We start from the raw sequence: 23,495 nt of genomic DNA, 5'->3' as shown, positions 1-23,495 counted from the left end.
TTCTTTATGAGATCCATGTAATACTTGGTTGACAACCTAGATCAGCCATGTAATACTCGATAAAAGAAACCCTCTCGGGTAGGAGAGGGTACAACTAATGAGCAAAGCAATTATGGCAAAACAGCGTGGTGAAGATGGACTGTTTACCCAGATTGGGCATGAGCAGAGAAATGTGCGTTCCCTTCGATTAACCAATACTACTTGGGAGACTTTGGGGCAGATAGCTGAGGCGAAAGAAGCAACGCGAGCAGACGTGATAGAAGAATTTGCAGCCACGTATTACACGGTCAGCGAGGACAATCATCCAGGTAATACACGACAACTAGAGCAGGAAGTGGAAGACTTGCGCGAGGACAAAGAACTGCTTAAGGATGCAATTTGCACGGTAGCAGCTTTACAGCCAGAGATTCCGATACAGACCGCTACAGAGCGATGCGAAGCGCTACAGAGCGATTTACCAGACGCGGGAACGCTACTTAACCAGCTCAAGGGCAAGCACCCCAAATCAAAAGCCAGCTTAAAAGATGTTGAGACAATTCTAGGGTTATTGGAATTCTGAGTATTGCAGAATCTCGCGCCGCTCTTTCTGCAGTTGCTCATAAACACCGGAAATGCTCAAGCCCGTCTCCTTGCTCAGTCTCACCAGCAAATCACCCCTAGGTCTGTAATCGTAGGGGCGACCATGCCAGGTTCTTCGTGAAATCGCACGACGGGAGCGGGTCGAGAGTCGGCTGTAAAGTTGCATAAATTCGCTGCTTGGAGTTGCCTGTGCATGGAGCGAACCTTTAGGTTCCTTAGAAGACCACCAAGCAGTTACGCAGCAGCCTAAAAACTGTATGTGCATGGAGGAAACCTTTAGGTTCCTTAGAAGCACACCTCCTATTATCAGCCTTTACCAAGCAGCTAAGCTAGGGAGGTAAATACCGACGTGAGTTGATCGGGCTGTGCGTGGCTTGCCGCAGCCCTTCCTAAATTCTTTTTTCCAAAGTCTTTCTTTTTACTTCCGCTGCCGGTAGTGTAGAGATGGAAGTAAATATCGCCCCTGAAGGTGCAGCAAACACCAGCAGGAGCTGACCCACTATCCCGTTCTAGCCGGGAAAGGAGCTTAATACATCATGCCATCCGATAGCCTCGGAATGACTCTGGCTTTGGGATTTCTCATGGCGCTAATGAACGCCTATATCCTAAGCCTTGCGCCTCAAAGTAGCGCTACACAAGAATTTCAGTTACAAATCGAACTCAATGTCCGGGGAGGGGTCAAATGATACCCACAAAACCCGTTGACATCGCCCTAGATTCCTTGCTGCGGATTTCGGGCACTGCCTTTGCATTCAGCTTTTTTTCACACCTGCTACGGCTGCCACATTTCGCGTTCGCTGCCGGTGCGATTTTTGCCGTGCTTGGGTTGGCTCTGGGATTCCTGGGCAACCGATACCCACAACTTCGAGCGCTGATCGCCTATCGAATCATCCAAACGATTGCCGGTGTGGCTCTGGGGGTGCTGTGATGAAAACCTTGCATCCTAGGGACATTTTGTTCTACTTGCAAACCCACATTGACGCCGGGGTCGTGATTGGCGGAACCGTAATCGGCGCAACGCTTTTATTGACCTCTGGCAGCATCACCGAGCGGAAAATGCGTCCGGTCTTTTATGGCGGTTCAGTCATCTTAGCGATTGCCGCCAAGCGTGGCCGTGCGATATTCCAGCGAACTGAGCCGATGATGACAATTGCTAGAGATGAAAGCGAGATCGCACACCAGAACTGGATACACCAAGCGCTAAACCCATCAGCCGAAACCATTGACGCCACAATCATTGAAATGAAAGAGATTAAGCCCGGTAACCTTGATGCCTTGGGGCAAAAAAACACGCTGATTGTGGGAGCCAGCGGTACCGGCAAAAGTACGATTGCCAAAGCAGTCGCTCGACGCCTGGGGGGACGGGTAACAGTGCTTGACCCACACCATAAAAAGCGCGACTGGGGCGAGCTGCCGGTGATTGGCGGCGGTCGGGATTTCAAGGCGATTGATGCTTACTTGGCGGCGCAAATTGAGGAGATGGATCACCGCTACAAAATGCGGAATCTTGGGATTGAAGATTTCCCAATGTGCAGCACGATCATTGATGAAGCACCGGCCATCGCAGCAAATTGCGACAACTGGCGACCATACATCAGAGCCACTGCAAGGGAAGCGCGTAAGGTGCTACTGCCGGCAATTATCCTCGCGCAGGACGAGAACGCTAAAACCCTTGATATAGAAGGTGAAGCGGCGATGCGCGAGGGGTTTGATCGGCTCTATTTGGGCACAATCGCTATAAATAAAGCCAGATCGCTCAAGGATGCCGCGCTTCTAGAGTGGCTAAAGGGGTGTAAACGACCGGGATTATTTAATGAGCAACCGCTAGAAGTCCCTGACCTAACCGGGCTTACTCTAGAGCCTTTCGGGGCACTGTCGGCACAGGAGGAAGGTAAACAACTATCACCGGCGCAAGTTGCTACCGAAAGCGATCGCGAACCGGCACAGGAAACCGGCTTACCCGAATCGAAGCCAGAATCGTTACCCACTAACGAAGATGAGGAGTATACGCTATTTCTCGCTCTTGAAGCACACCTGAAAGCAGGTAAGTCAAAATCCTACATCGTGCAGGAAATTCTAGGCTGCAAGGGGCGCAAGTTCAAGGCTGGGATGAATCGGCTTAACGGGATGATTGACCGCTTTGGGGGTGAAGCATGATAACTCGGCAGCGTGTAAGCGTTAACCTCCGCTGCTACGCCGGTGTGATTTCGTCTTGCCCTAAAGTGCCTGATTTTATATAGGTTTACACGCTGGACTACTTAGGTAGTCCAGTAATCTGTAACCCCTTAATAGCAAGGTTAATTTTTGAAAATTAAGACGGTCAATTCCTCAATGTTCAAGCTGGCGTGCTGAAACGCTTGTAAAATGGGGGTTGCCTTTTAAAAAGTTAAGGGTGCAATATTTGGAACTACTTACTTACTTTTCAAACCATTTGCTACAAATAGCGTGCAGATGTATGCGGCATCCAGATGTAGCGTGATATCGTATCTTTAGGCATTTTTAAAAACTAAAAAAAACGCCATCTCTACTTTGCAGGTAAAGACGGCAAGCCCAAGTGGTTACTAGCCACTTATCAAAACAAAACTTACCTACTAGGTTACCGCGAACTGACCTCTGCGACACCGGAAGGGGTCACAAAATTTATAACCCTTGCCCCGCAAGGCTTCCAGAACTTAAAGGATGAAAATTGGTAGAAATTCTACCAATTTTTCTACCCAATTAACGGAAGAAAAGCTTCTCTAAGTTCAAAACCTAGTATTCCGGCTTGCCTAATTACCCCAAATAAGCAGATGGCGCTACCCACTCATCTACTAGGAGGTTGCGCCAAATGATTACGAATATTGTTTCATGTACTGCAAGAATATCACAACAATCTCAAGGCTTGCAAGTATCACGCAAGAATTCTTTAGAACATCGACACTACAGAGAGCTTACTGAAAAACGTGGTTTACCTCTTGCATGGGTTCAGGCAAATTGCAGGTCAATGGATGAGCTAGAAGCTACCCAGTTTTTAGGCTACACAGCTAAATCTGCCGGCATCTGGCTTGAAGGCAAAGGCATCCAAGCACAGTTCAAGCCTGACAAGCCCTGGAAACAACCAGAGGAAAAGAAAGCAGCCAAGTATCGCTCGCAGCTAGGCGACTACGATGCGATGCTGCCTAATAACCCTGACAACCCTAAATACTGGGATGACCTGGAAGCACTCAAGGCAACCTGCTACATGATCGAGGGGCATCCCTGCTTATTGCTTACAGAAGGCTTTTTTAAGGCAATTGCTGGGTGTGCTAATGGTTTAGCCACTATTGCCCTATTGGGGGTAGAAATGGGGCTAACTAGCCGCAAGAGTGATCCACAGGGCAAGCGTTACTTGGTAAATGAGTTAGAGAAATATGCTCGATCAGGTTTCGGGTTCATTGTCGCTTTTGATGCCGACTGCGTAACGAACAAAGACGTTCTACGGGCAGCAAAAACACTTGCACGTCAACTGCAAAAATTTGACGTGCCGATATGGAACGTTACCAGCCTATGGTCACAAGAGGAAGGAAAAGGGATGGATGACTACATAAAGGCAAACGGTGCCGATAAATTCAAGCGGGATGTACTTGCTAAGGCACAGACCCTTGAAGCATGGGAAAAGCAGTTCACCAGCAATGATGATGACTACCAATCGAAAACCAAACCACCGACACCAAGGCAAATGGCTCAAGAGCTGGCTGAGAAGTATCAGCCTCGCTGGGCATTCCACAACGAGCAGAAAACTTGGCGCATCTGGAATGAGAAGTATTGGGAAGCCTTAGACGATGACGTATTCGGCAAGGTAGTCTACACAGAAATCAAGGCTCGCAATATCCAGTTTGATACTGATAGCTATGTTGAGAACACCATCAAGCTTTTAAAGCGAGAGCTGCTTTTGGAAAAGTGGGTGACGTTCGACCGCAAGCGTTACGTGGCTTTTGATAATGGCGTTCTGGACATGGAGACTGACAACTTACTCAGCCATTCAGCAGGGATGCGATTCACTAGCGTTATCCCGCGTCAGTACAGCATTTTGCATAACCTGAGCGCGTTGCATCCCCTGGAAGCTTTGCAACAGATGTGCCCACACACTTACGGGTACATGACAAAAGCGATGGGCGGCGATGGGCAGCGGGTTCTCAAATTGCTGGCTATCATCAACGGAATTCTTAAGTGGCGTTTCTCTGAGTTTCAAATGTTTGTACACCTGGTCGGTGAGCCAGGAGCCGGTAAGGGCACCTTTATCAGGTTGCTGCAAGGGCTAGTAGGAAAGCCAAACCATCGAGCGGCAACTCTAGGTAAGCTTTCAGACGATTACACCATCGCCAACATCATTGATTCGCAGCTGGTAATCTGCCCTGATGAGGATAGAAAGAACGGCAATCATGGCGGATTGAAAGCCCTCACCGGCGGCGATGACATCAGCTACCGAGAAATCTACAAGAAACCAGCCTCTAGCCCGTTCTATGGCGGCTTAGCGGTCGTAAGTAATTCAGCTATATTTAGCGGCGATACCACCGGGCTAGAGCGCAGACTATGCCTTGTCAGTTTCTCGAATCGACTCGCTGCCCATGAACGTAACCCTAAGATTGAGGGACTGATTGAGAGCGAGCTATCTGCTTTGACAGCCGTTGCGCTGCTGCTGCCAGATATTCAAGTCGAGCAATTCATCAAAGGTATCGGAGCGGGTGAAATTCCAGAATTTAAAGCTCAGACGTGGCGGCAGACGGTCGAAACTAATTCCGCAGGGTTGCACTTGGAGGAGCGGTTAGTTCCTGACGCTACGGCCTATACCGAAGTTAGCCGACTCTACACCAACTACCGAGAATTCTGTGACGATTTTGGGCGTGTGCCAATGGAAAACACTCGCTACTCTCAGGAGCTTGTGCGGATTGCTGAAACTCAACTTGGTTGGCAAGTTTCTCGCGACCGTATCAGTATTGGCGGGAAAATGGCGCGAGTTATCCGAGGGGTGCGGCTCCGATCAGAAGGCTTTGACGATGATATTCCGCTGCCCAGTGAGCTGTTTATGCGACAGACAGCACAGACAGCAGATGACAGCACACAGACAGCAGCAAAAAGTGTGCTGTCACCCTACGAAAATAAGGGTTCTAGCCTATACAGACAGCAGATAGACAAAACTTTTTCGCAAGAAAATTTCTCTCACTATGATGCTGCTGAAGAAACACCAAAAGTAAATAGAGACGCCAAAATTGAGGATGTTGCTGTCACCCTAGAGCCACAAGGGTTTGGTGCTGTCAGCAGCTCTGACATCGTGCCGTCACCTGCTGTCTGTGCTGTCAGCGATGATGAAATCGACTTCGTAGCGATTATGCGAGAGGCTATTGAGGAGTGTTGGGCTTGGGAGGTTGTTGAGGCTGCCATGACCAAAGACGGGCAGCGCTTACCAGCAGGCACACTGACTAAGGTATGGGCTGCGCTGACTCCTAAAGAACGCGATTACTTTAAAGCATTGAAGGTTGCAGCAACCGCTCCAGAAAACCCAAAGCAGATGACGCTCGATATTCAATGGAAGGAAATTCCCAAAGACACACGCCAAATTGAAAGCCAATGGGGTGAGGATTGGGCATAAATCGGCAGCCGAAAGTTGACTCTAGACACTCAGCCCAATAAGAGTTTTAATGGGTTACAGCTTCCCAATCGTTGGGAAGATTATTTGAATGAAAACTTCAGCGCTAGCATAGTCCCAAATGGGATTAGCATTTCCTACTCATTGGGAAGATTATTGGAATGGAAACTTTCTAATTACGAGTGTATTGTTTGAGTAAACTGCTTGAGTAAGCCGTTTCCCACGCGCCGGGAAAATTATTTGAATGGAAACCCACGTGTGTCCTTGGGTACGAACCGTAGATCGGTGGTGAACATAGCCGCTTTTTAGTACAGACGGTTGAATTGAGGTAAATTATCTCTAGAGGTTTCCCACTCGTTGGGAAGATTATTTGAATGGAAACGGTACTTCAAACCCTCCTGTTTTTGATTTCTTATCCATTTCCCGCGCACTGGGAAGATTATTTGAATGGAAACCCGAAGTGGATAATTATCGCTGTATCGCATCCCATTTTGTTTCCCATTAGCTGGGAAAATAATTTGAATGGAAACCCAAATGCCTCGCCGAATCCGGCCATCACTTTGTCACAAGCAGTTCCTACTCGCTAGGAAGATTAGTTGAATGGAAATGCAGTAGCGTCTGCCACTATTTCGGTTATGATCGTCTGCTTCCCACACGCTGGGAAAATTATTTGAATGAAAACATGGCTGCAGGGACTACGATTTCAAAATCATCTTCATTTCCCACACGCTGGGAAGATTATTTGAATGGAAAATTATCAATCGCTGTTTGTACCTCAGGTGGCACCGTAGAGCTTGGTTTCCCACACGCTGGGAAAATTATTTGAATGGAAAACCAAATTTGTATGGAAATACCGGCACAGTCTGTATAACGTACTGTTTCTCACGCGCTGGGAAGATTAGTTGAATGGAAACACAAACCAGGGTGTGGGTTGATAGTCTGTGTTGTACTGGATAGTTTCCCACTCATTGGGAAAATTATTTGAATGGAAACAACCATGTTTGATTTACATCAAAATAGAACTATTTAATTTCCCCCTCGCAGGGAAAATTATTTGAATGGAAACTAAAACTCAATCGGCATTTCACCTGCTATTGTGAATAGCCCGTGTTTCCCACTTGTTGGGAAAATTATTTGAATGGAAACTCCGATGGCAGCGAGCAAAGATAATCAAGCTTTGATTTCCCGCCTACTGGGAAGAATATTTGAATGGAAACTTCAGCCCTCCTTGTCCGCTGGCGTACTCTATCCAATTTCCTCACACACGGGAACAATTATTTGAATGGAAACTCTTGAGCCTCGTAGTATCCGGCAATATCTGAGTCTGCTTCCTACGCGGTGGGAAAATTATTTGAATGGAAACTGCTTAGTTTTATAGACTGACCAAGTTACACGGTCTTTTGGTGTGTGTTGCCCTGCTTTTCTCTGTAAGGGGACTGAAGCAGGCAGCACAACATAGCCGAAATCTAGTAGATACGGCGAACTCTGGTTGATTTAAGGCCCAAAGCACTTGCCAATTGGTAGAGTGCCAATTGTTCGTTGGGGAAAATTTGCGGCAAATTTAGGGAGTGAGAGGAGCACACGCACCCCCAACGCTGTTCAATGAGAGAGGAAAGTGAATGGAAGCCTATGCTGTGAAGATTGACGGCCACGGCCAAGCAGCGATTCTCGCTCAAGAGGAGATTGAGCTGCTATTTAACGATGGATTACAGAGCGACCGTGACCGGGCGCTGTTTGGAGTGTGCCTTTATGCAGCTTGCCGGATTGCAGAAGCGTGTTCACTTCTCAAAACTGATGTCTACGACCGGCAAGGGCGAATCAGACCGGCGCTGATTATCCGCAAAGGCAACACCAAGGGCAAGCTAGCCACGCGCACCATTCCCGTGATTGAAGACCTCAGAATTTTGCTGACCGCTTACCAGCCCCCAGAGCAAAACGCGCACTTATTCTCCGGTCGCCACAGTCGGCACCACTGGAAACACCTCACCCCAGAATCAGCCGCGCGAATTCTCCGAGCCGGTTGCGATCGAGTTGGCATTGAGGGAGTCTCCACCCACAGCTTCAGGCGCACCGCACTCACCCAGATGAGCAACGCCGGCATCCCCTTGAGGGTGATCCAAGAAATATCAGGACACAGAACCCTAACCGAGTTGCAAAAATACCTCGAAGTCACCGACTCCCAAGTTCGCGGCGCAGTCGCCTCTTTATCAGTTCTTAGCCATGCTAGGAAACAAAGTTATCCTAACCTAGAGGCTGAATCCCCCGTGGTGTGGTGAAAGTTGGCTTGAACCTCTGTTTTTAATCAGCTTGTTGCAACTGAAGCGGGTTTGTTGCTAATTACGCTTACCAGGTAACTCCCAACGATTTGAAGGGCTGTGGGATTAATCTAGGTGTTTGTCTAGGTATCCAATGAGCAACCTGGGTATCTAGAAAAAGTATATAGGTAATTATAGGTAAATCAAAATATTTATAGGTCTACCTGGACAAACTATCTAGGTAGTGTTAATCTGACCTAGATAAACCTATATGAAGGATAAGATACCTATATGTCCAACACCGGCGATGGCAAGAAGCTTGCCACGTTTAACGTTGAAGCCGAACTGTGGGAAGCCTTCAAGAACAAAGCGCGAGACAATGGCACAAACGCATCGGCTCTACTAAATCAGTATCTTAAGAATTACCTAGATGACCTAGATGGAGTACCTAGCACTAATCTAGGTAGTACCCGGGTAAGGGAATCAGAGCCGACTAACGATGAATCGCTGATCGATCGGCTTGAACCTCGGCTTGTGGAGAAGATAAAAGCTCAAATCGAACACGGCTTGGGAGAGCTGGTAAACAGCCTGATCGACGCCAATCTATCGGCAGCGGTCGAGGCGCAACTGGGAAAAGAATAAGCCCGGATACAACCGGGCCACAGATAGCACAACTGCAAAATCGACTTGAGGAATTGGAGCGAGAGCGTAATGACCTAGACAGTGAGTGCAATCAACTCCATGAAAAACATGGTGACGCGCTCAACCAGATAGAACTGCTAAAAGAACAGCTTGCCGAGCAGAAATCAGAGCCGGCAGCACCGGCGCTCAAACTGCTAGATGCGGGAACCGTATTTAACCGACTCAAAGATAAGCGACCTAAATCTAAGGCCGTACTGAAAGACATAGAAATAGCAATGGAGTTACTCGATGATTCGCTATGCCCTGGAGACTAGCGCACAGATTTGAATACGGCGATTCGGAATGGATAGAAGTTGCTGACGGCTATCAGTGTGCGATTCTACTCTTTCAAGAAAACTTGCGTTTATTTTTGGTTAAAAAAAACTTCTCTGCCAGTTTTGAGCTGTCAAAGGAGCTGAAGTTATAAAATTAATTGCTTTGGTCTTTTACTAACAGGTTAACAATTCTATGCAATAAGCTGGAAGTCATTGCTAGTTAGAGCTAAGCTTGTTGGGAGGCTTGCAATTTGTACCTGTGCGCCTGCCGCTGAACCATCTGAATCGAAGAAGAGTGCGCCGGTTGATGAGTTGTAGATGACGCGATGATTGGAATTAGTTGCCCCAACGCCAATAACAAACTGAGAAGAGAGCAGAGATCCAGGTATAACTCCTGTTGTGGTGGTTACTCTGTCGCCAAAACCACTATCTGAAAATACAATTTTATCTCCTTCTAGCGCATTAAAATCGATTGCATCACTACCCTCACTAACCTCACTGATAGTGTAGAAGATAAAGTAATCTGCATCGGCACCTCCAATAAGCGAATCGGTGCCGGCACCTCCAATAAGCGAATCGGTGCCAGCACCTCCAGCGAGGGTGTCATTTCCTAATAAACCCAAGAGGTAATTATTGCCGCTATGACCCCATATCCTGTTATTCAGTACATTGCCATAGCCTGAAGAATAAGCACTGCCTACAAGATAAAGATTTTCTACATTCGGGCTTAGGGTATAAGTAGCGGCATAGGAGTAGACAATATCTGTGCCGGCATTAGCCTCTTCAATAATCACATCACTGGTCTCGTTTACATCGTATCTGTCACTACCTAAACCGCCTTCCATTGTATCGAAGCCGACAGCGCCCCAAAGGTAGTTATTCTGGGCATTACCGACAATAAAGTTGTTGAGTGCGTTGCCGTAACCGTAATAAGCATTGCCTAGGAGAGCGAGATTTTCTACATTGGGGCTTAGTGTGTAGCTGCTGTATGCGTAGACGGTTTCTGTGCCGGTATCGAACGATTCATGCACCCCTTCAATAATTACATCATAGGTGCTTTCTACAGAGTAAGTGTCATTACCGTAGCCACCTACTAATGTATCAACTCCAACAGATCCCCAAAGGTAGTTGTTGCCGGGAGTACCGGCAATATAGTTATTAAGTCCGTTGCCATAGCCGTAATAAGCGTCTTTCTGCTGCAAATAAAGATTTTCTACATTAGGGCTTAAAGTGTAGCTACTAGTTGCGTATACCGTATCAATGTCGGCACCACCACCTTCAATAACTACAGTACTGGTGTTGCCTACATGATAAAGGTCATACCCTAATCCCCCAACCATCGTATCAATGCCAAAAGAACCCCAAAGTCTGTTATCACCACTATTACCAACAATATAGTTGTTGAGTGTGTTGCCATAACCGTAATCAGCATTGCCTAGGAGATATAGGTTTTCTACGTTTGCGCCTAAGGTGTAGCCGGCAGAGGCGTAAACAACATCAGTGCCTGCAGCCACCGCTTCCGTTACCACATCACTGAGGGTATCTATATAGTAAATATCATGATCAGCACCGCCTTCCATTGTGTCGCTACCGACACCCCCATTGAGGGTATCGTTGCCAGCTAATCCATAGATGTTGTCATTGCCAATTATGCTTGGATCAGTAAGTCTAGGTAGATTATCATTTCCAGATGTCCCAATGATTGTAGCCATGTCAATTACTCCAAATTAGTGTTGTTACAACTCTAACTTACAAATTATTGATTAACGTTAAATATTAAGAGTTGTATTCCTTGGCAACTTGATACAATAAAAAGTACAAACTCCCTAGCTATTGTTTTGCATCGTGTTAAGAAAGAATTTGACTCGTTAAAACTGTTGCTGGTTTTACTGGAAGGGGCAAGAATTAAGTTTTAATTTGAGATAAATATTCAGAGAGACGATTTAGTCAAAATTGCGTCCTTTCCTTACGATCTGCTTTATATAATTCTGTTAAGAGAAACTCCTCTGAAAGTTTTGATCTCTCAAAGGAGCTGAAGTTATAAAATAAAATGCTTTGCTCTTTTACCAACAAGTGAGCGATTCTATACAATAATTTGGAAGTCGTTGCTAGTTAGAGTTAAACCTGTTGAGAGGCCGGCAATTTGTACCTGTGCGTTTGCTCCTGTACCATCTTGATCAAAGAAAAGTGCGCCGGTTGATGAGTTGTAGATGATACGATGACTTGAATTAGAAGCCGCAGCGCCGATGTTAAACTGTGAAGAATCTAAAAATCCAGGCATTTCCCATGACGTGAATATACTGCTACCAAACCCAGCATATGAAAGCACAATTTTATCTTGTTCTAATTCTTGCTGTTTAAAATCAGTAATGATGTCAATGCCTTCAGTCGAAGAGTAAAAGTAAAAGTAATCAAATCCAGTTCCGCCAGTCAATGTATCGCTACCGACGCTACCCTTAATCGTATCATTTCCTGCATCCCCTGAGATTGCGTTATTGCCATCATTACCCACTATAGAGTTATTGAGTGCATTGCCATTGCCGGAATAAGCGCTGTCGCTGAGAAACAGGTTTTCAACGTTCGCGCTCAAGGTGTAGTTGGCAGCAGAAGAATAAACGTCTTCTATTCCGGCATCAACACCTTCAGTAACCACATCACTGACGCTGTCTACAATGTAGGCGTCCTTACCTAGCCCACCAGCCATCGTATCGTTGCCGGCACCACCATTGATGACATTATTGTTAGCATTACCCACTATAGAGTTGTTGAGAGCATTGCCATAGCCGAAATAAGCGTTGCCTTGAAGTTGAAGGTTTTCAACATTCGCGCTTAAGGTGTAGTTGGCATTATAAGAGTAGACAATATCTGTGCCAGCACCAACACCTTCAATAACCACATCACTGACATCGTTAACATCGTATCTGTCGCTACCTAAGCCACCTGCCATTGTATCGACACCGATAGCGCCCCAGAGGTAGTTATTGTTGGCATTACCCACAATATAGTTGTTGAGTGCGTTGCCGTAACCGTAATAAGCACTGCCTAGAAGTTGAAGGTTTTCTACATTCGCGCCCAAGGTGTAGCTAGCATAGGCGTAGACAATATCTGTGCCAGCACCAACACCTTCAATAACCACATCAGTAGTATCGTTGACATCGTATCTGTCACTACCTAAACCGCCTGCCATTGTATCGATGCCGGCAGCGCCCCAGAGATAGTTATTCTGAGCATTACCCACAATCAAGTTGTTGAGTGCGTTGCCGTAACCGTAATAAGCACTGCCCTGAAGGTACAGGTTTTCTACATTTGTGCCCAAGGTGTAGTTTGTGTTGGCATAGATACGATCTGTGCCAGCACCAACACCTTCAATAACTACATCACTAGTGCTGTCTGCATAATAAAAGTCATTACCAATGCCGCCTACCATTGTGTCAACACCAACACCTCCATTGATGGTGTCATTGCCAGCTAATCCATAGATGCTGTCATTACCGACTGTGCTTGGATCAGTAAGTCTAGGCAGATTATCATTTCCAGATGTTCCAATAATTGTAGCCATGTTGATTACCCCTGATTAGTGTTGTTAAGTTAACTGAGAAGGAGCCACTCCATCGCTCTTTGTTTCAGTTGAAACTATGGGCTAGGACTGACTGCTGATTTTTAGCGAGCCTTAATTAGCACCCCATTGCGGCAAAAATTTTGCTCATGGCATACCACGTCCGAGAACCAACGATGCCATCAGCGACTAAACCGGCATCTTTCTGGAAACTGCGAACAGCAGCATCAGTTATTGAGCCAAAATCACCGTCAATCCGCTCTGTATAGTGGCCAGTGATTTGAAGGGTTTCCTGAAGTGTAATGACTGCTTGACCTTTGCTTCCCCGTTGTAAAATCGGCATATTGGGAGAGCCGATGTAAAGTGCTTGCCAGGTTAAATTCCCCACAATGCCATCGGGTTTGAGAAAGACGCGGCGCTGAAATGCTTTAACGATTTCTAAGGTTGTCTGCCCAAAGATCCCGTCAATCGTCAGGTAGTAACCCCAGTGGTTGAGGAGTTTTTGCAGTTCTTCAACGGCTTCGCCTTTTGCTTCAAGTACAAGTAGAGGCTTATTGAGTTGAGCTGTGGCTTGGGCAGAAGAAAGTTGCTGAGCGGGTTTGAGGAAGACGCGGTACTGAAATGCTTTGACAATTTCTAAGGTTGTCTGCCTAAAGATCCCATTAATTGTTGGGCAGTAACCCCAGTGGATGAGGAGCTTTTGCAGTTCTTTAACGGCTTTGCCTTTTGCTCCAAGTACAAGTTGAGGCTTGTTGAGTTGAGCTGTGGCTTGGGCAGAAGAAAGTTGCTTATCAGTAAGATGCACAGTTGTTTGAGTGAGTTGAATCTCTACACTTCCTAGATTAGAAAGCAACACCCCTGATCACCATCGCCCAAGAAGCTAATCCCTTTGGATGGGTTGACAATCCTTCGATAAGTTCACCCGTAAGGATGAGGGCGCTTGGTAAATTGCAACAGTATTAGACTGAACCGAAATACCAATTTCCGCTTCTAGAAGGGATAACGATGTAGCCGGCAGCGTGATCACCCAAGACTAAATTACGCTCTAATCCCCAGTACCACCAGTGCGCCCTTACATAAGCGCAAATTAGAGCATCAAGGCAATCTTCAACGGCTTTAAGATGTGAGCCGGCAAGGGTGTTGAGGTCGCAGAAAATATCAGATTCTTGATTACTTTGTATATTTTGTAAGCTTAATTTATCCAGTTTTGGCTCTAGTGCCGGCAACCCATTCAAAATATGCTGTTGCAACTTTGCTAATTCCAATCGGCGTTCTGAAAGCCGGCCTTTTTTATATTTAAGAATTCGCTCAAGATTAAATAAATTTACAATCGCAGGGTGAGGAAACACTTCTATTTGATAGCGTTCACTTCTTTGATTTTCTATTACCGGCGCATGAATAAAACCCCGCGCTTCTAGACTCAGTCCTAATTCTGTTGTGCGTTGGGCAAACCGGCTGTTGAGATTGGCAGGATAGCAGCCGGCATGATAGCGACCAAAATATTTATGGGTCAGTTTATCAGGCAATCTCATGCCGGTGGCATTTGGAATTAAAGTAGGCGCATCTACCGCAATCATTGCTGGTTCCGGTTCCGGTGCCCAAACGTCAACCCAAGCGAGGATATCTTCAATCGTTGAATACCTGGCTAAATCCAGTAATTTCAAAGCCCCATCCTGCCACGTTAAGCAGCACAAACCACTCGCCCCTGACATCCAGCCGAAATCAATTCCTAAAAATTTCATAACTAATCATTGCTAACTGATAACTCTCAAAAGTGAATGAGGGAAAGAAAAATTGTTCTCGTTTCCAAGCACTCACCCTTTTCATTCCTCACATTGTCATGGGTAAACCACTGTTTGGGCTGAAACCCTCTCAAAGAGTAAGGGCGAGAGCAAAAAGGAGATGCGCCCCTTTGAGTGTCTTAATGACTCAGGATCGACACAGGTGAAGCGAATTTGGCGCTTTAGCCCTGCCCTAGGCGAATCACCGGCACCAGAAGATGTAAAACTATTTATAAGGAATTCTAAACCGGCACCAAAGGTGTGTTCGGCGGTACTTAAGTAGTATTTATGGGTAAGCAGCGCGTTCTTTCTGGGGTTCAACCAACCGGCAATCTGCATCTGGGTAACTATTTGGGAGCCATTCGCAACTGGGTAGAAGGGCAGAGCCAGTATGAAAATTACTTTTGTGTGGTGGATTTACACGCAATTACCGCACCGCACAACCCAGCGACGCTGGCGGCAGATACTTACACAATCGCAGCGCTTTATTTAGCGTGTGGCATCGATCTCAATCATTCCAGCATTTTTATCCAGTCTCACATCAGCGCTCATAGCGAACTAACCTGGCTGTTTAATTGCATCACGCCGATCAACTGGCTGGAAGATATGATCCAGTTTAAGGAAAAAGCGGTGAGGCAGGGAGAAAATGTCAACACCGGCTTGCTAGATTACCCCGTACTCATGGCAGCGGATATTTTGCTTTACCAAGCCGATCGCGTGCCAGTGGGGGAAGATCAGAAACAGCATTTAGAACTGACTCGCGATATTGCCAATCGGTTTAACCATTTATTTTGCACACCAGAGCAGCCGGTTTTAAAGATGCCAGAACCCCTGATTCGCAAAGAAGCAGCGCGGGTGATGAGTTTGACAGATGGCACACGCAAAATGTCAAAATCTGATCCTTCAGAATTAAGCCGAATCAACCTGCTCGATCCGCCCGATGCGATTACCAAAAAAATCAAACGCTGTAAAACCGATCTTGTTCGCGGTTTGACGTTTGACGATCCAGATCGTCCTGAGTGCCGGAACTTACTCACGCTTTATATGGTCCTTTCTGGCAAGACAAAAGAGGAAGTTGCAGCCGAGTGTCAGGATATGGGATGGGGTCAATTTAAACCCTTATTGACTGAAACGATGATCGCAACGCTGCAACCAATTCAGGAAAAATATAAAGAAGTGATGGATGATCGCAGCTATTTGGAATCCGTACTGCGGGAAGGAAGACAAAAAGCAGAAGCAATCGCCAATGACACGCTTTTAAAGGTTAAAGCGGCAATGGGTTATTCCATGCCCCTTTAAAGAGCGAAGCACAGGCACCTTAAACATAAGGGCCTAGTGTGAGCGTCTGAATATTGTAATTCCAGCAGAGATTTTCTGCCGTCAGGAATCGCCCTTACAAGGGCGGTTCTTTATTTTTCATCTGTCTAGTGTCAATCGCTAAATCTTGCACCCTTTTTGCTCCTTTGATGATTCCCCAGCAGAGGCGAGTAGCGAGAAAATAGGCTACAAAAGAGCGAGTAGTCATTTACACCAAATCTTAATCCTCTTGGTTTTTACCCATGATAGAGCAGCCCAATTCACCCGCTAGCAGCCTCCCTGTATCAACACAGACTCGCCATCGCTTTCGTGAGGCGGCGAGAGCCGGCGAATTTTTAATCACGGCTGAGGTAACGCCACCCAAGGGGGGAAACCCAGTCCACATGGTTGAAATGGCTAAAATCCTCAAGGATCGTGTTCATGCGATTAATATTACCGATGGCAGTCGCGCAGTGATGCGGATGTCGTCACTCGCATCGTCGGTGATTTTGTTGCAACACGGAATTGAACCGATTTGCCAGATGGCTTGTCGAGATCGTAACCGAATAGGCATCCAAGCTGATTTAATGGGCGCGTATGCCCTGGGTATTCATAATGTTTTAGCATTAACCGGCGATCCCGTAAAAGCCGGCGATCATCCAGATTGTAAGGGTGTATTTGATTTAGAATCAGTGCGATTGTTGCGGCTGATTGATAAGCTCAATCAAGGGTTTGATTGGAATGATAAGCCGTTAACCGATGGAGCAACCGATTTATTTGTTGGGGCGGCTGTCGATCCACAATTAGCAAGTTGGTCAGGTTTGCAGAGCCGGTTTGAGCGTAAGCTGGAAGCAGGGGCGCAGTTTTTCCAAAGCCAATTAGTTTGCGATTTTGACCGGCTAGAGAAATTCATGACTCAAATCGCTGCCGGCGCAAATAAACCGATTCTCGCTGGAATTTTTCTACTTAAATCCGCCAAAAATGCTGAATTTATTAATAAAAATGTGCCGGGAGTTCAAATTCCCCAACATATTATTGATCGCCTAGCCAAAGCTTCCGATCCTCTGCAAGAAGGGGTTGCAATTGCGGCGGAACAGGTAATGATGGCAAAGCAACTTTGTCAAGGTGTTCATATGATGGCAGTCAAACGCGAAGACTTAATCCCTCAAATTTTAGACAAAGCAGGAATTGAGCCGATGGCGTAAAAAATAACTCATTCAAAGGTAAAAGAGGAGAATTCTTTTTCTCACTGTTTAACTTATTTTCTCTCCTGAAGAGGGCATGGGGCATAGGGCATTGGATGAGGTGATGGGTGCATTTCTCTGAACAGGGCGCGCACGCTTTTGCGCCCTTACTGCCCACTCTCCCTATCTCCCCCTCCATCCTAATTTAAGCTCATCAATAGGATTAGATATCATCGGCTGACCGTTAATGCCTGAGCAATAGCTTAAAATAGAAGTAAAGATTGTATAGATTTATTTCAAAATCGCTCAGGCGTTGACAAAATCATGGCTCCAGCCGTTTTAATCGAGAAGCTGCAAAAACGCTACGGCTCTGTAGACGCCGTAAAAGACGTATCCTTTCAGATAGAACCTGGGGAAATTTTTGGTCTGCTTGGCCCAAATGGTGCCGGTAAAACCACAACCATCCGCTGTCTGTGTACCTTAGCCACCCCAGACACAGGGCGCGTTGAAGTCTCTGGAATCTCCGTTACAGACGAGCCAAGGGCAGCCCGCCGGCTGTTGGGCTATGTCGCTCAAGAAGTCGCCTTAGACAAAGTGCTGACAGGGCGGGAACTGCTACAACTGCAAGCAGCTCTTTATCATATTCCAGGCAATTTGTCAAAAGATCGGATTAATACCGCAATCCAGTTGCTGGGTTTAGAAGAGTGGGCAGATAAACAAACCGGCAAATATTCTGGAGGGTTGCGCCGGCGTCTCGATTTGGCAGCCGGCTTGCTGCATAAACCGGCAGTCCTCGTCTTAGATGAACCCACCGTCGGACTTGATATTGAAAGCCGCATGGCAATTTGGTCATTTTTGCGCCAACTGCGCGATAGCGGCACCACCGTACTGATTACCAGCCATTATCTCGAAGAAATTGACGCACTGGCTGACCGAGTCGCGATCATTGATAAAGGCTTAGTCATCGCCACCGGCACCCCATCGCAACTTAAAGACAAAGTCGGGGGAGATCGCGTCACCCTTCGCATCCGGGAGTTTTCCCCCTTGGAGGAAGCAGAAAAAGCCAGTGAGATGCTGCGATCTCTGCCATTTGTGCAAGAAGTGATTATTAACAGCGCCCAGGGCAACTCGCTGAATATGGTGGTAGCCGCACAAAGTGACGCTTTGCTGATGATTCAGCAATCGCTACGGGATGCCGGTTTACCCACCTTTGGCATCGCCCAATCGCGTCCAAGTTTGGATGATGTGTATCTGGCGGCAACGGGTAAGACGCTGTTAGATGCGGAACTTGCAGCAGCCGGCAGTCGTGATCCGAAGGCGGAGAAAAAGCAGAATATGCGCTAAGGTTTGATTTTTTAACCGCACATAAACGCAGATAAAGAAAAAATATGAGTCAGACAACTACTCCACTCAAGCCTGATGTTAGCTGGTTAACTGAGAAAGCTGGAGAGACAAGCACTTCTAACAATTTGTTCGGCGAATTTGTGCAAGAAACGTTAGCACTGACGCGCCGTTTGTTTATTCAACTGCAACGCCGCCCCTCAACATTGATTGCCGGCATTATTCAACCCTTGATGTGGTTGGTTTTGTTTGGGGCGTTGTTTCAAAATGCTCCGCAAGGATTATTTGGGGAAAGTCAGAATTACGGACAATTTCTCGGTGCCGGCGTGATTGTATTTACTGCCTTTGCCGGCGCACTCAATGCCGGCTTGCCGGTGATGTTTGACCGCGAATTTGGCTTTCTCAACCGGCTGCTTGTCGCCCCCTTGGCATCCCGATTTTCGATTGTGGTGGCTTCCGCAATTTTTATCATGACACTGAGCTTAATTCAAACCTCAGTGATTGTTACTGCCGGCGCATTTTTAGGATCTGGATTGCCTGGTATTGCAGGATTAGGCGCGATTGGTCTCATTATTTTTCTGCTAGTTTTAGGCGTCACCGGCTTAAGCTTGGGTTTAGCGTTTGCCCTGCCGGGACACGTTGAACTCATTGCCGTGATTTTTGTCACCAACTTGCCCTTACTGTTCGCCAGTACCGCCCTTGCGCCGCTTTCCTTCATGCCGAAATGGCTACAAATTGTCGCCACCTTAAATCCTCTTAGCTACGCCATTGAACCGATTCGCTATCTTTACCTGCATAGCGACTGGGCGCTGAACAACGTAGTGATGCAAGCACCTTGGGGCGATGTCACCTTTGCCGGTGCTTTCTTAGTGCTTCTGGGTTTTGATGCAATCGCGTTACTGATAATTCAGCCACTACTCCGCAGAACCTTTGCGTGATTACAATTGTCTTAACTTAAGGCGTTTAAACCATCAATTATGAAAAACACAACCCCGCCGGCATCCGTAAAGTCCCGCAACTGGCTTGTTCTAGCCAGCTTCGCCACAATGGGAGTCATTCCCTTTGCCCTACCCCAAAGCAGTTTCGCTCAAACCTGTGCAGGTGCCCAAGCACTCCGGGGCTGTGGTGCAGCACCTCAAAGCAACGAAGTCAGCACCTTCTCCGGGCGTAACGATGGCCAGTTTAATATGTTGGATTTAATCCACCAAGCTCAAATGGGCAGCCTCAGCAATATGGAGGAATTTACTGCCGAACAGCGAGAAAATGTCAATTCTGCCGCCGAAACTTACCGAAATCAACAGCTTCAGCGCATCCAAGGGCAGCAGGAAGCCAAGCCGCCGGTGGAAGAAAACTAAGCAAGTTTTAACCCAAAGCATTCGCCGTGGGGATTGAATTCCGCCCTCATAACGAAGAATCCTCTAAAGACGACTAAAAACCTTTCCTAGTCGTCTTTAGAGGACTTTTGCTATTAGCCCATCATAAACTTGCCCGCATTCATCGGGAGATACAGTGCGCCCACACTTTCCCGTCGGGACCGGCAACTTGATTTATATAGCCATAGGGATACAGTAATTTTCGGCCTTCAGTATCCGCGTAGCCGGTGAGGGCGTCTCCCCAAGGATCGTTGACGATGAAACCGCTGGAGTTATAACCGATGACGCAGAGAATGTGGCCGGTGGCGGTAAAGTCGCCGGCAAGTACGACAGGACGCCGGTTAATTAATTCAATTTTGATCTCTGACCAAGTGCGTGTGGTGCTAAAACTGGTTTTGAACCCATAAGCTCGAATTAATTGGGAAAGTACGGAGTGTTCCATTTGACTCCCTTCCCCGTATCGGTTGAAACACCACTGTAGCAATTCGTCTTCTAATTGCCCTCCGCTACTACTCCGCACCCCATAATAATAAAATGGCATTGCAATTGAAGTGACATTGCAAGTTGACCAGTAGAAGCGAGGATTATCGCGTTGGGAAAAATACGGCACATTCAGTTCTACTTGGCTAGGGTAGGGATCGAAGGTGCGGCTTCCCCGCTGCATTTTGATGTGGCCGGTATAAAGATAACCCGTGTTACCAAATTGAGGCAATTCTTCGGTTAAGGCGACTTTAATGTGACTGGCATCTTCTAAACTGTAGCTGTTGATTCCGTAAACTCTTCCTAAAGCCAGGTCAATTTTTTCGCTAGCGCTTAACCGGCTGCTTTCCGCCAACTTCTTTTTCAAGATAGTTGTTTGCCCAACTGTAATGGTTAGGGCATCTGGATCGAACGGCACAACTTTGCCGTCTCGTTTAATTTGAACGTGACGCCAATAGATATAACCAACATTGCCGAAACCTGGAATACTTTGGGTTAGTGTTACGCGAAAATGTCCTTCTATGCAGGCATAGCCGGTGATGCCAAGAATTTGTCCTAAGAGCAAATCTGCTTTTTGATTTGCCGGCAGAGTCGATGAATCAACCGGCTTAGCTTTGATAACCGTCGTTTCTGTTACCAGCAACTGAGCACTTAGGGGAGTGCTCGTCACATCTTCAATTTCAAACTTAAAGACTTGGCTGCCTTTGCTTAGCTGAACGTGCTTTTCATAAAGATAGCCAAAATTTCCCACCGGCATCAGGGGTGAACTGAGGGTTACTTTCAAGTGTCCGTCTAAATATCCGTATTTGCTGACGGTAAAGGTTTGGCCGGCATTCACCAGAACTTTTTGCTGGGAATTGAGATTTGCAGAATCACCCGACGTGGTTTTAAAAAAGGTGTCTTTGAGTATTTTTAAGGTAAGAGATTGACCAACAGTGCCGGCATTTGCGCTGACAGTGAGGTAAACAATTTGGCTGCTAACAACCTGACCTTTTGCATCGGTTCCCTTAAGGCGCAACCACCGGGCACCGGCATCTTTAAACCCACGGTCTAATTTAACTTGCCAGCTCCCAGATGAGCGGTTGAGGGTTACTTCAAGCGGATATTTATCTTCAGCGACTAATGCCACATTTGTCACTTGCTGCGGGTCAAACGAACCGCTGAGAGTGGTGCTTTGGTTCACTAAAACTTCGGCTGGCCCTTCATAGGTTAAAGCCGGCGAAGGGTTAAATAATTTGCCGCCTCGGCTGAGTTGAACAAAATCTGGATAAAAATAGCCGGTGTTGCCAAATCCTGCTAAGTTTTCTGTGAGTGAAACTTTCAGGTGTCCCGATTCCAGTGTGTAGCCGGCAACCCCATAAATCATCCCTGCCGGCACCGTAATTTGTTCATCGGGTCTCAGATTAACTGCCTCAGCAGGTTTCTTCTTAAAAATTGTTGTTTCAACAACAGTGAGAATTACAGCATTGGCATCAAACTGCACATCCTGGCCATCTTTTTTAATTTGAACGTGCTGGTAATAAAGATAACCGCTGTTTCCAAAATTCGGGATTTCTTGAGCAAATGTTACGCGAAAATGACGTTCAACGCAGGCATAGCCGGTGATGTAAAAAGTCTGTCCTTGAGGTAATTCGATGAGTTCTGCAGCGGAAAGTTGCGATGAATCTTCCGGTTGGCTTTTCAGTTTTGTCTTTTGCGTAATTGTTAGCAAAGATAGGCCCGGAGGCACTGCTGAAGCATCAGCTTGGTTGCCTGTAAAAGCCGGTGATGATTTAATGATTTGGACGTGGGGCGCGTAAAGATAACCTATTTTCCCAATTGGGGAAAATTCTCCGTTTAGTTCTACTTTAAGATGACCGCTTATCCCCTCAGAACGGTTAATTTTAAACGTTTGACCAGCACTTAATTTAACTTTTTGCCGATCCGTAAGAGTTGCAGAGTCTGCGGGCAAAGTTTTAAAAAAAGTGTCTTGGAGAATCTTTAAGCTAAGGGTTTCTTGAATGTTCATAGTTACTGTGTTAATGGTAATGTAAATGATTGGGTCAATAAGCTGCCGGCGTTCCCTGTGCCGGTCCTATTCAGTTTAGTCGCTGCCCAGGATTACTTCTCACCTCCTCCCCCTTTCACCCCTCACCTTCTCTGTGCTATTAAAGGTGACCTTTAGAGGTTATTTTTCGGGCTACTAACTTTTCACAATCTTCTAAAAACTTGTTGCCAACTGACGAATGATAAAACCGCCCATAGAGACACTCTACGGGCGGTTAATTAGAAATTCCGCTCAATTTGTGATGGGATGATCAAATATTTAGTCCCCACACGCAGAATGCTCAGACCATTGCAGCTAAAATATCTTTGGCGTGAGTTTCAGTGTTGAGAGTTGAACCTTCATAGATTTGCGAAATTTTGCCAATCGGATCGATCACATAGGTAACGCGCTTGGCGTAATTGCCTCCATCGACATCGTAAGATTTGGCAATGGTGCCATCAACATCAGCCAATAGGGGAAACGGCAGGCTGAATTTCTCGGTGAATTTTTGGTGAGAACCTTCATCATCTCTGCTAACGCCGAGGACAACAATATCTTTGCCTTGATATTCTGAATAGGAGTCCCGGAAGCTACAGGCTTGCTTAGTGCAGCCTGGGGTATCATCTTTGGGGTAGAAGTACAGAACCAGTGTTCTGCCGGCAAAGTCAGACAGTTTGACGGTGTTGCCGGTGGTATCCTTGGCGGTAAAAGCGGGGGCAGCAGTTCCAACAGGTAGTGTCATAAATTCAGTTTCCTCAACAATATTAGGACTGCTTGAAAATCTTAACACTTAAAGGGGCTGCTAAAAACTCTTCTTCTTTTGCAATTAGCTAATGAATGCTTAAATTGGTTAAATTGCCGTTATGCCGGTATTATCAAACTTTATATAAGTTATTGTTTTCAAATCATTGATTAGGTGTTTGACATAATTATTTTATGTCTAATTTTTTATATTAATTTCTAATATTAAAATTTAATTTAATTAAAATAAGTTATTTCAAATGAAGCCGACAAGCGGTTGTTGGTTGCGAGAAGACACCCTGAAACTGATTTGATAAATACA

Annotated in this window: 21 protein-coding genes; 14 read left to right on the top strand and 7 right to left on the bottom strand. The window is 46.3% G+C overall.

The genetic code is table 11. The annotated features are described in order from the left end of the window. Window positions 1-97 precede the first annotated feature (97 nt). Window positions 98-559, top strand: a complete 462-nt coding sequence (locus H6F56_RS05900) for a hypothetical protein (RefSeq protein WP_190665932.1) — start codon at window positions 98-100, stop codon at window positions 557-559. Here the strand turns inward: H6F56_RS05900 and H6F56_RS05895 are convergent. Continuing rightward, window positions 545-844: a hypothetical protein gene (locus H6F56_RS05895; protein WP_190665931.1), complete on the bottom strand. Its 300-nt coding sequence runs from the start codon at window positions 842-844 to the stop codon at window positions 545-547. The two genes, H6F56_RS05900 and H6F56_RS05895, sit on opposite strands and share 15 nt — an antisense overlap. Window positions 845-1,115: 271 nt before the next feature. Here H6F56_RS05895 and H6F56_RS05890 point away from each other — a divergent pair, with 271 nt between their 5' ends. The 8 genes from H6F56_RS05890 to H6F56_RS05855 all read left to right on the top strand — a co-directional run bounded on the left by H6F56_RS05890 (window position 1,116) and on the right by H6F56_RS05855 (window position 9,395). Continuing rightward, entirely contained in the window at window positions 1,116-1,265 is a 150-nt protein-coding gene (locus H6F56_RS05890) for a hypothetical protein (protein WP_190665930.1), read from the top strand. Further along, the gene (locus H6F56_RS05885) at window positions 1,262-1,507 is read left to right on the top strand and encodes a hypothetical protein (protein WP_190665929.1); all 246 of its coding nucleotides are present in this window, start codon (window positions 1,262-1,264) and stop codon (window positions 1,505-1,507) included. Before H6F56_RS05890 ends, H6F56_RS05885 begins: the two co-directional genes overlap by 4 nt. Beyond that, a complete protein-coding gene (locus tag H6F56_RS05880) occupies window positions 1,507-2,736 on the top strand; it encodes a type IV secretory system conjugative DNA transfer family protein (RefSeq protein ID WP_190665928.1) in 1,230 nt (409 codons plus the stop codon). Before H6F56_RS05885 ends, H6F56_RS05880 begins: the two co-directional genes overlap by 1 nt. 670 nt (window positions 2,737-3,406) lie before the next feature. Beyond that, window positions 3,407-6,187 carry a DUF3854 domain-containing protein gene (locus H6F56_RS05875; RefSeq protein WP_190665927.1) on the top strand — a complete coding sequence of 927 codons (2,781 nt, stop codon included), beginning with the start codon at window positions 3,407-3,409 and terminating at the stop codon, window positions 6,185-6,187. 371 nt (window positions 6,188-6,558) lie between these two features. Continuing rightward, window positions 6,559-6,771 (top strand): hypothetical protein, encoded by a 213-nt coding sequence (locus H6F56_RS05870; protein ID WP_190665926.1) that lies wholly within the window; start codon window positions 6,559-6,561, stop codon window positions 6,769-6,771. A gap of 1,032 nt (window positions 6,772-7,803) precedes the next feature. Continuing rightward, window positions 7,804-8,460, top strand: coding sequence for a tyrosine-type recombinase/integrase (locus tag H6F56_RS05865; protein ID WP_199312603.1), 657 nt, complete (start codon window positions 7,804-7,806; stop codon window positions 8,458-8,460). Between the two features lie 270 nt (window positions 8,461-8,730). Then, a complete protein-coding gene (locus H6F56_RS05860; protein ID WP_190665925.1) occupies window positions 8,731-9,081 on the top strand; it encodes a hypothetical protein in 351 nt (116 codons plus the stop codon). Window positions 9,082-9,134: 53 nt separating this feature from the next. After that, window positions 9,135-9,395 (top strand): hypothetical protein, encoded by a 261-nt coding sequence (locus H6F56_RS05855; RefSeq protein WP_190665924.1) that lies wholly within the window; start codon window positions 9,135-9,137, stop codon window positions 9,393-9,395. Window positions 9,396-9,586: 191 nt separating this feature from the next. Here H6F56_RS05855 and H6F56_RS05850 read toward each other — a convergent pair whose 3' ends face one another. From H6F56_RS05850 to H6F56_RS05835, 4 genes are all read right to left on the bottom strand, one after another. Continuing rightward, window positions 9,587-11,107: a calcium-binding protein gene (locus tag H6F56_RS05850; RefSeq protein ID WP_190665923.1), complete on the bottom strand. Its 1,521-nt coding sequence runs from the start codon at window positions 11,105-11,107 to the stop codon at window positions 9,587-9,589. A gap of 371 nt (window positions 11,108-11,478) precedes the next feature. After that, the gene (locus H6F56_RS05845; protein WP_190665922.1) at window positions 11,479-12,954 is read right to left on the bottom strand and encodes a calcium-binding protein; all 1,476 of its coding nucleotides are present in this window, start codon (window positions 12,952-12,954) and stop codon (window positions 11,479-11,481) included. A gap of 115 nt (window positions 12,955-13,069) precedes the next feature. Beyond that, window positions 13,070-13,756 carry a peptidoglycan-binding protein gene (locus tag H6F56_RS05840; protein WP_309236451.1) on the bottom strand — a complete coding sequence of 229 codons (687 nt, stop codon included), beginning with the start codon at window positions 13,754-13,756 and terminating at the stop codon, window positions 13,070-13,072. A 154-nt stretch (window positions 13,757-13,910) separates the two neighbouring features. Then, a complete protein-coding gene (locus H6F56_RS05835) occupies window positions 13,911-14,693 on the bottom strand; it encodes a DUF429 domain-containing protein (protein WP_190665921.1) in 783 nt (260 codons plus the stop codon). A gap of 327 nt (window positions 14,694-15,020) precedes the next feature. Here H6F56_RS05835 and trpS point away from each other — a divergent pair, with 327 nt between their 5' ends. The 5 genes from trpS (at window position 15,021) to H6F56_RS05810 (ending at window position 19,908) form a co-directional block, all read left to right on the top strand. Next, window positions 15,021-16,031: a tryptophan--tRNA ligase gene (gene trpS, locus H6F56_RS05830; RefSeq protein ID WP_190665920.1), complete on the top strand. Its 1,011-nt coding sequence runs from the start codon at window positions 15,021-15,023 to the stop codon at window positions 16,029-16,031. A 260-nt stretch (window positions 16,032-16,291) separates the two neighbouring features. After that, window positions 16,292-17,233 (top strand): methylenetetrahydrofolate reductase, encoded by a 942-nt coding sequence (locus tag H6F56_RS05825; protein WP_190665919.1) that lies wholly within the window; start codon window positions 16,292-16,294, stop codon window positions 17,231-17,233. A gap of 303 nt (window positions 17,234-17,536) precedes the next feature. Next, window positions 17,537-18,556 carry an ABC transporter ATP-binding protein gene (locus H6F56_RS05820; RefSeq protein WP_190665918.1) on the top strand — a complete coding sequence of 340 codons (1,020 nt, stop codon included), beginning with the start codon at window positions 17,537-17,539 and terminating at the stop codon, window positions 18,554-18,556. Between the two features lie 44 nt (window positions 18,557-18,600). Then, the gene (locus H6F56_RS05815) at window positions 18,601-19,491 is read left to right on the top strand and encodes an ABC transporter permease (protein ID WP_190665917.1); all 891 of its coding nucleotides are present in this window, start codon (window positions 18,601-18,603) and stop codon (window positions 19,489-19,491) included. 39 nt (window positions 19,492-19,530) lie between these two features. Continuing rightward, window positions 19,531-19,908, top strand: a complete 378-nt coding sequence (locus H6F56_RS05810) for a hypothetical protein (protein WP_190665916.1) — start codon at window positions 19,531-19,533, stop codon at window positions 19,906-19,908. Between the two features lie 139 nt (window positions 19,909-20,047). Here the strand turns inward: H6F56_RS05810 and H6F56_RS05805 are convergent, their stop codons facing one another. Both H6F56_RS05805 and H6F56_RS05800 read right to left on the bottom strand, forming a co-directional pair. Then, window positions 20,048-22,414 (bottom strand): C39 family peptidase, encoded by a 2,367-nt coding sequence (locus H6F56_RS05805; protein WP_190665915.1) that lies wholly within the window; start codon window positions 22,412-22,414, stop codon window positions 20,048-20,050. A gap of 319 nt (window positions 22,415-22,733) precedes the next feature. Then, window positions 22,734-23,174, bottom strand: coding sequence for a peroxiredoxin (locus H6F56_RS05800; RefSeq protein WP_190665914.1), 441 nt, complete (start codon window positions 23,172-23,174; stop codon window positions 22,734-22,736). Window positions 23,175-23,495 lie beyond the last annotated feature (321 nt).

The sequence above is a fragment of the Microcoleus sp. FACHB-672 genome, from assembly GCF_014695725.1.
GTDB lineage: Bacteria > Cyanobacteriota > Cyanobacteriia > Cyanobacteriales > Oscillatoriaceae > FACHB-68.
The sequence above is the reverse complement of the archived record's forward strand: the minus strand, read 5'-3'. Positions and strand labels throughout refer to the sequence as shown.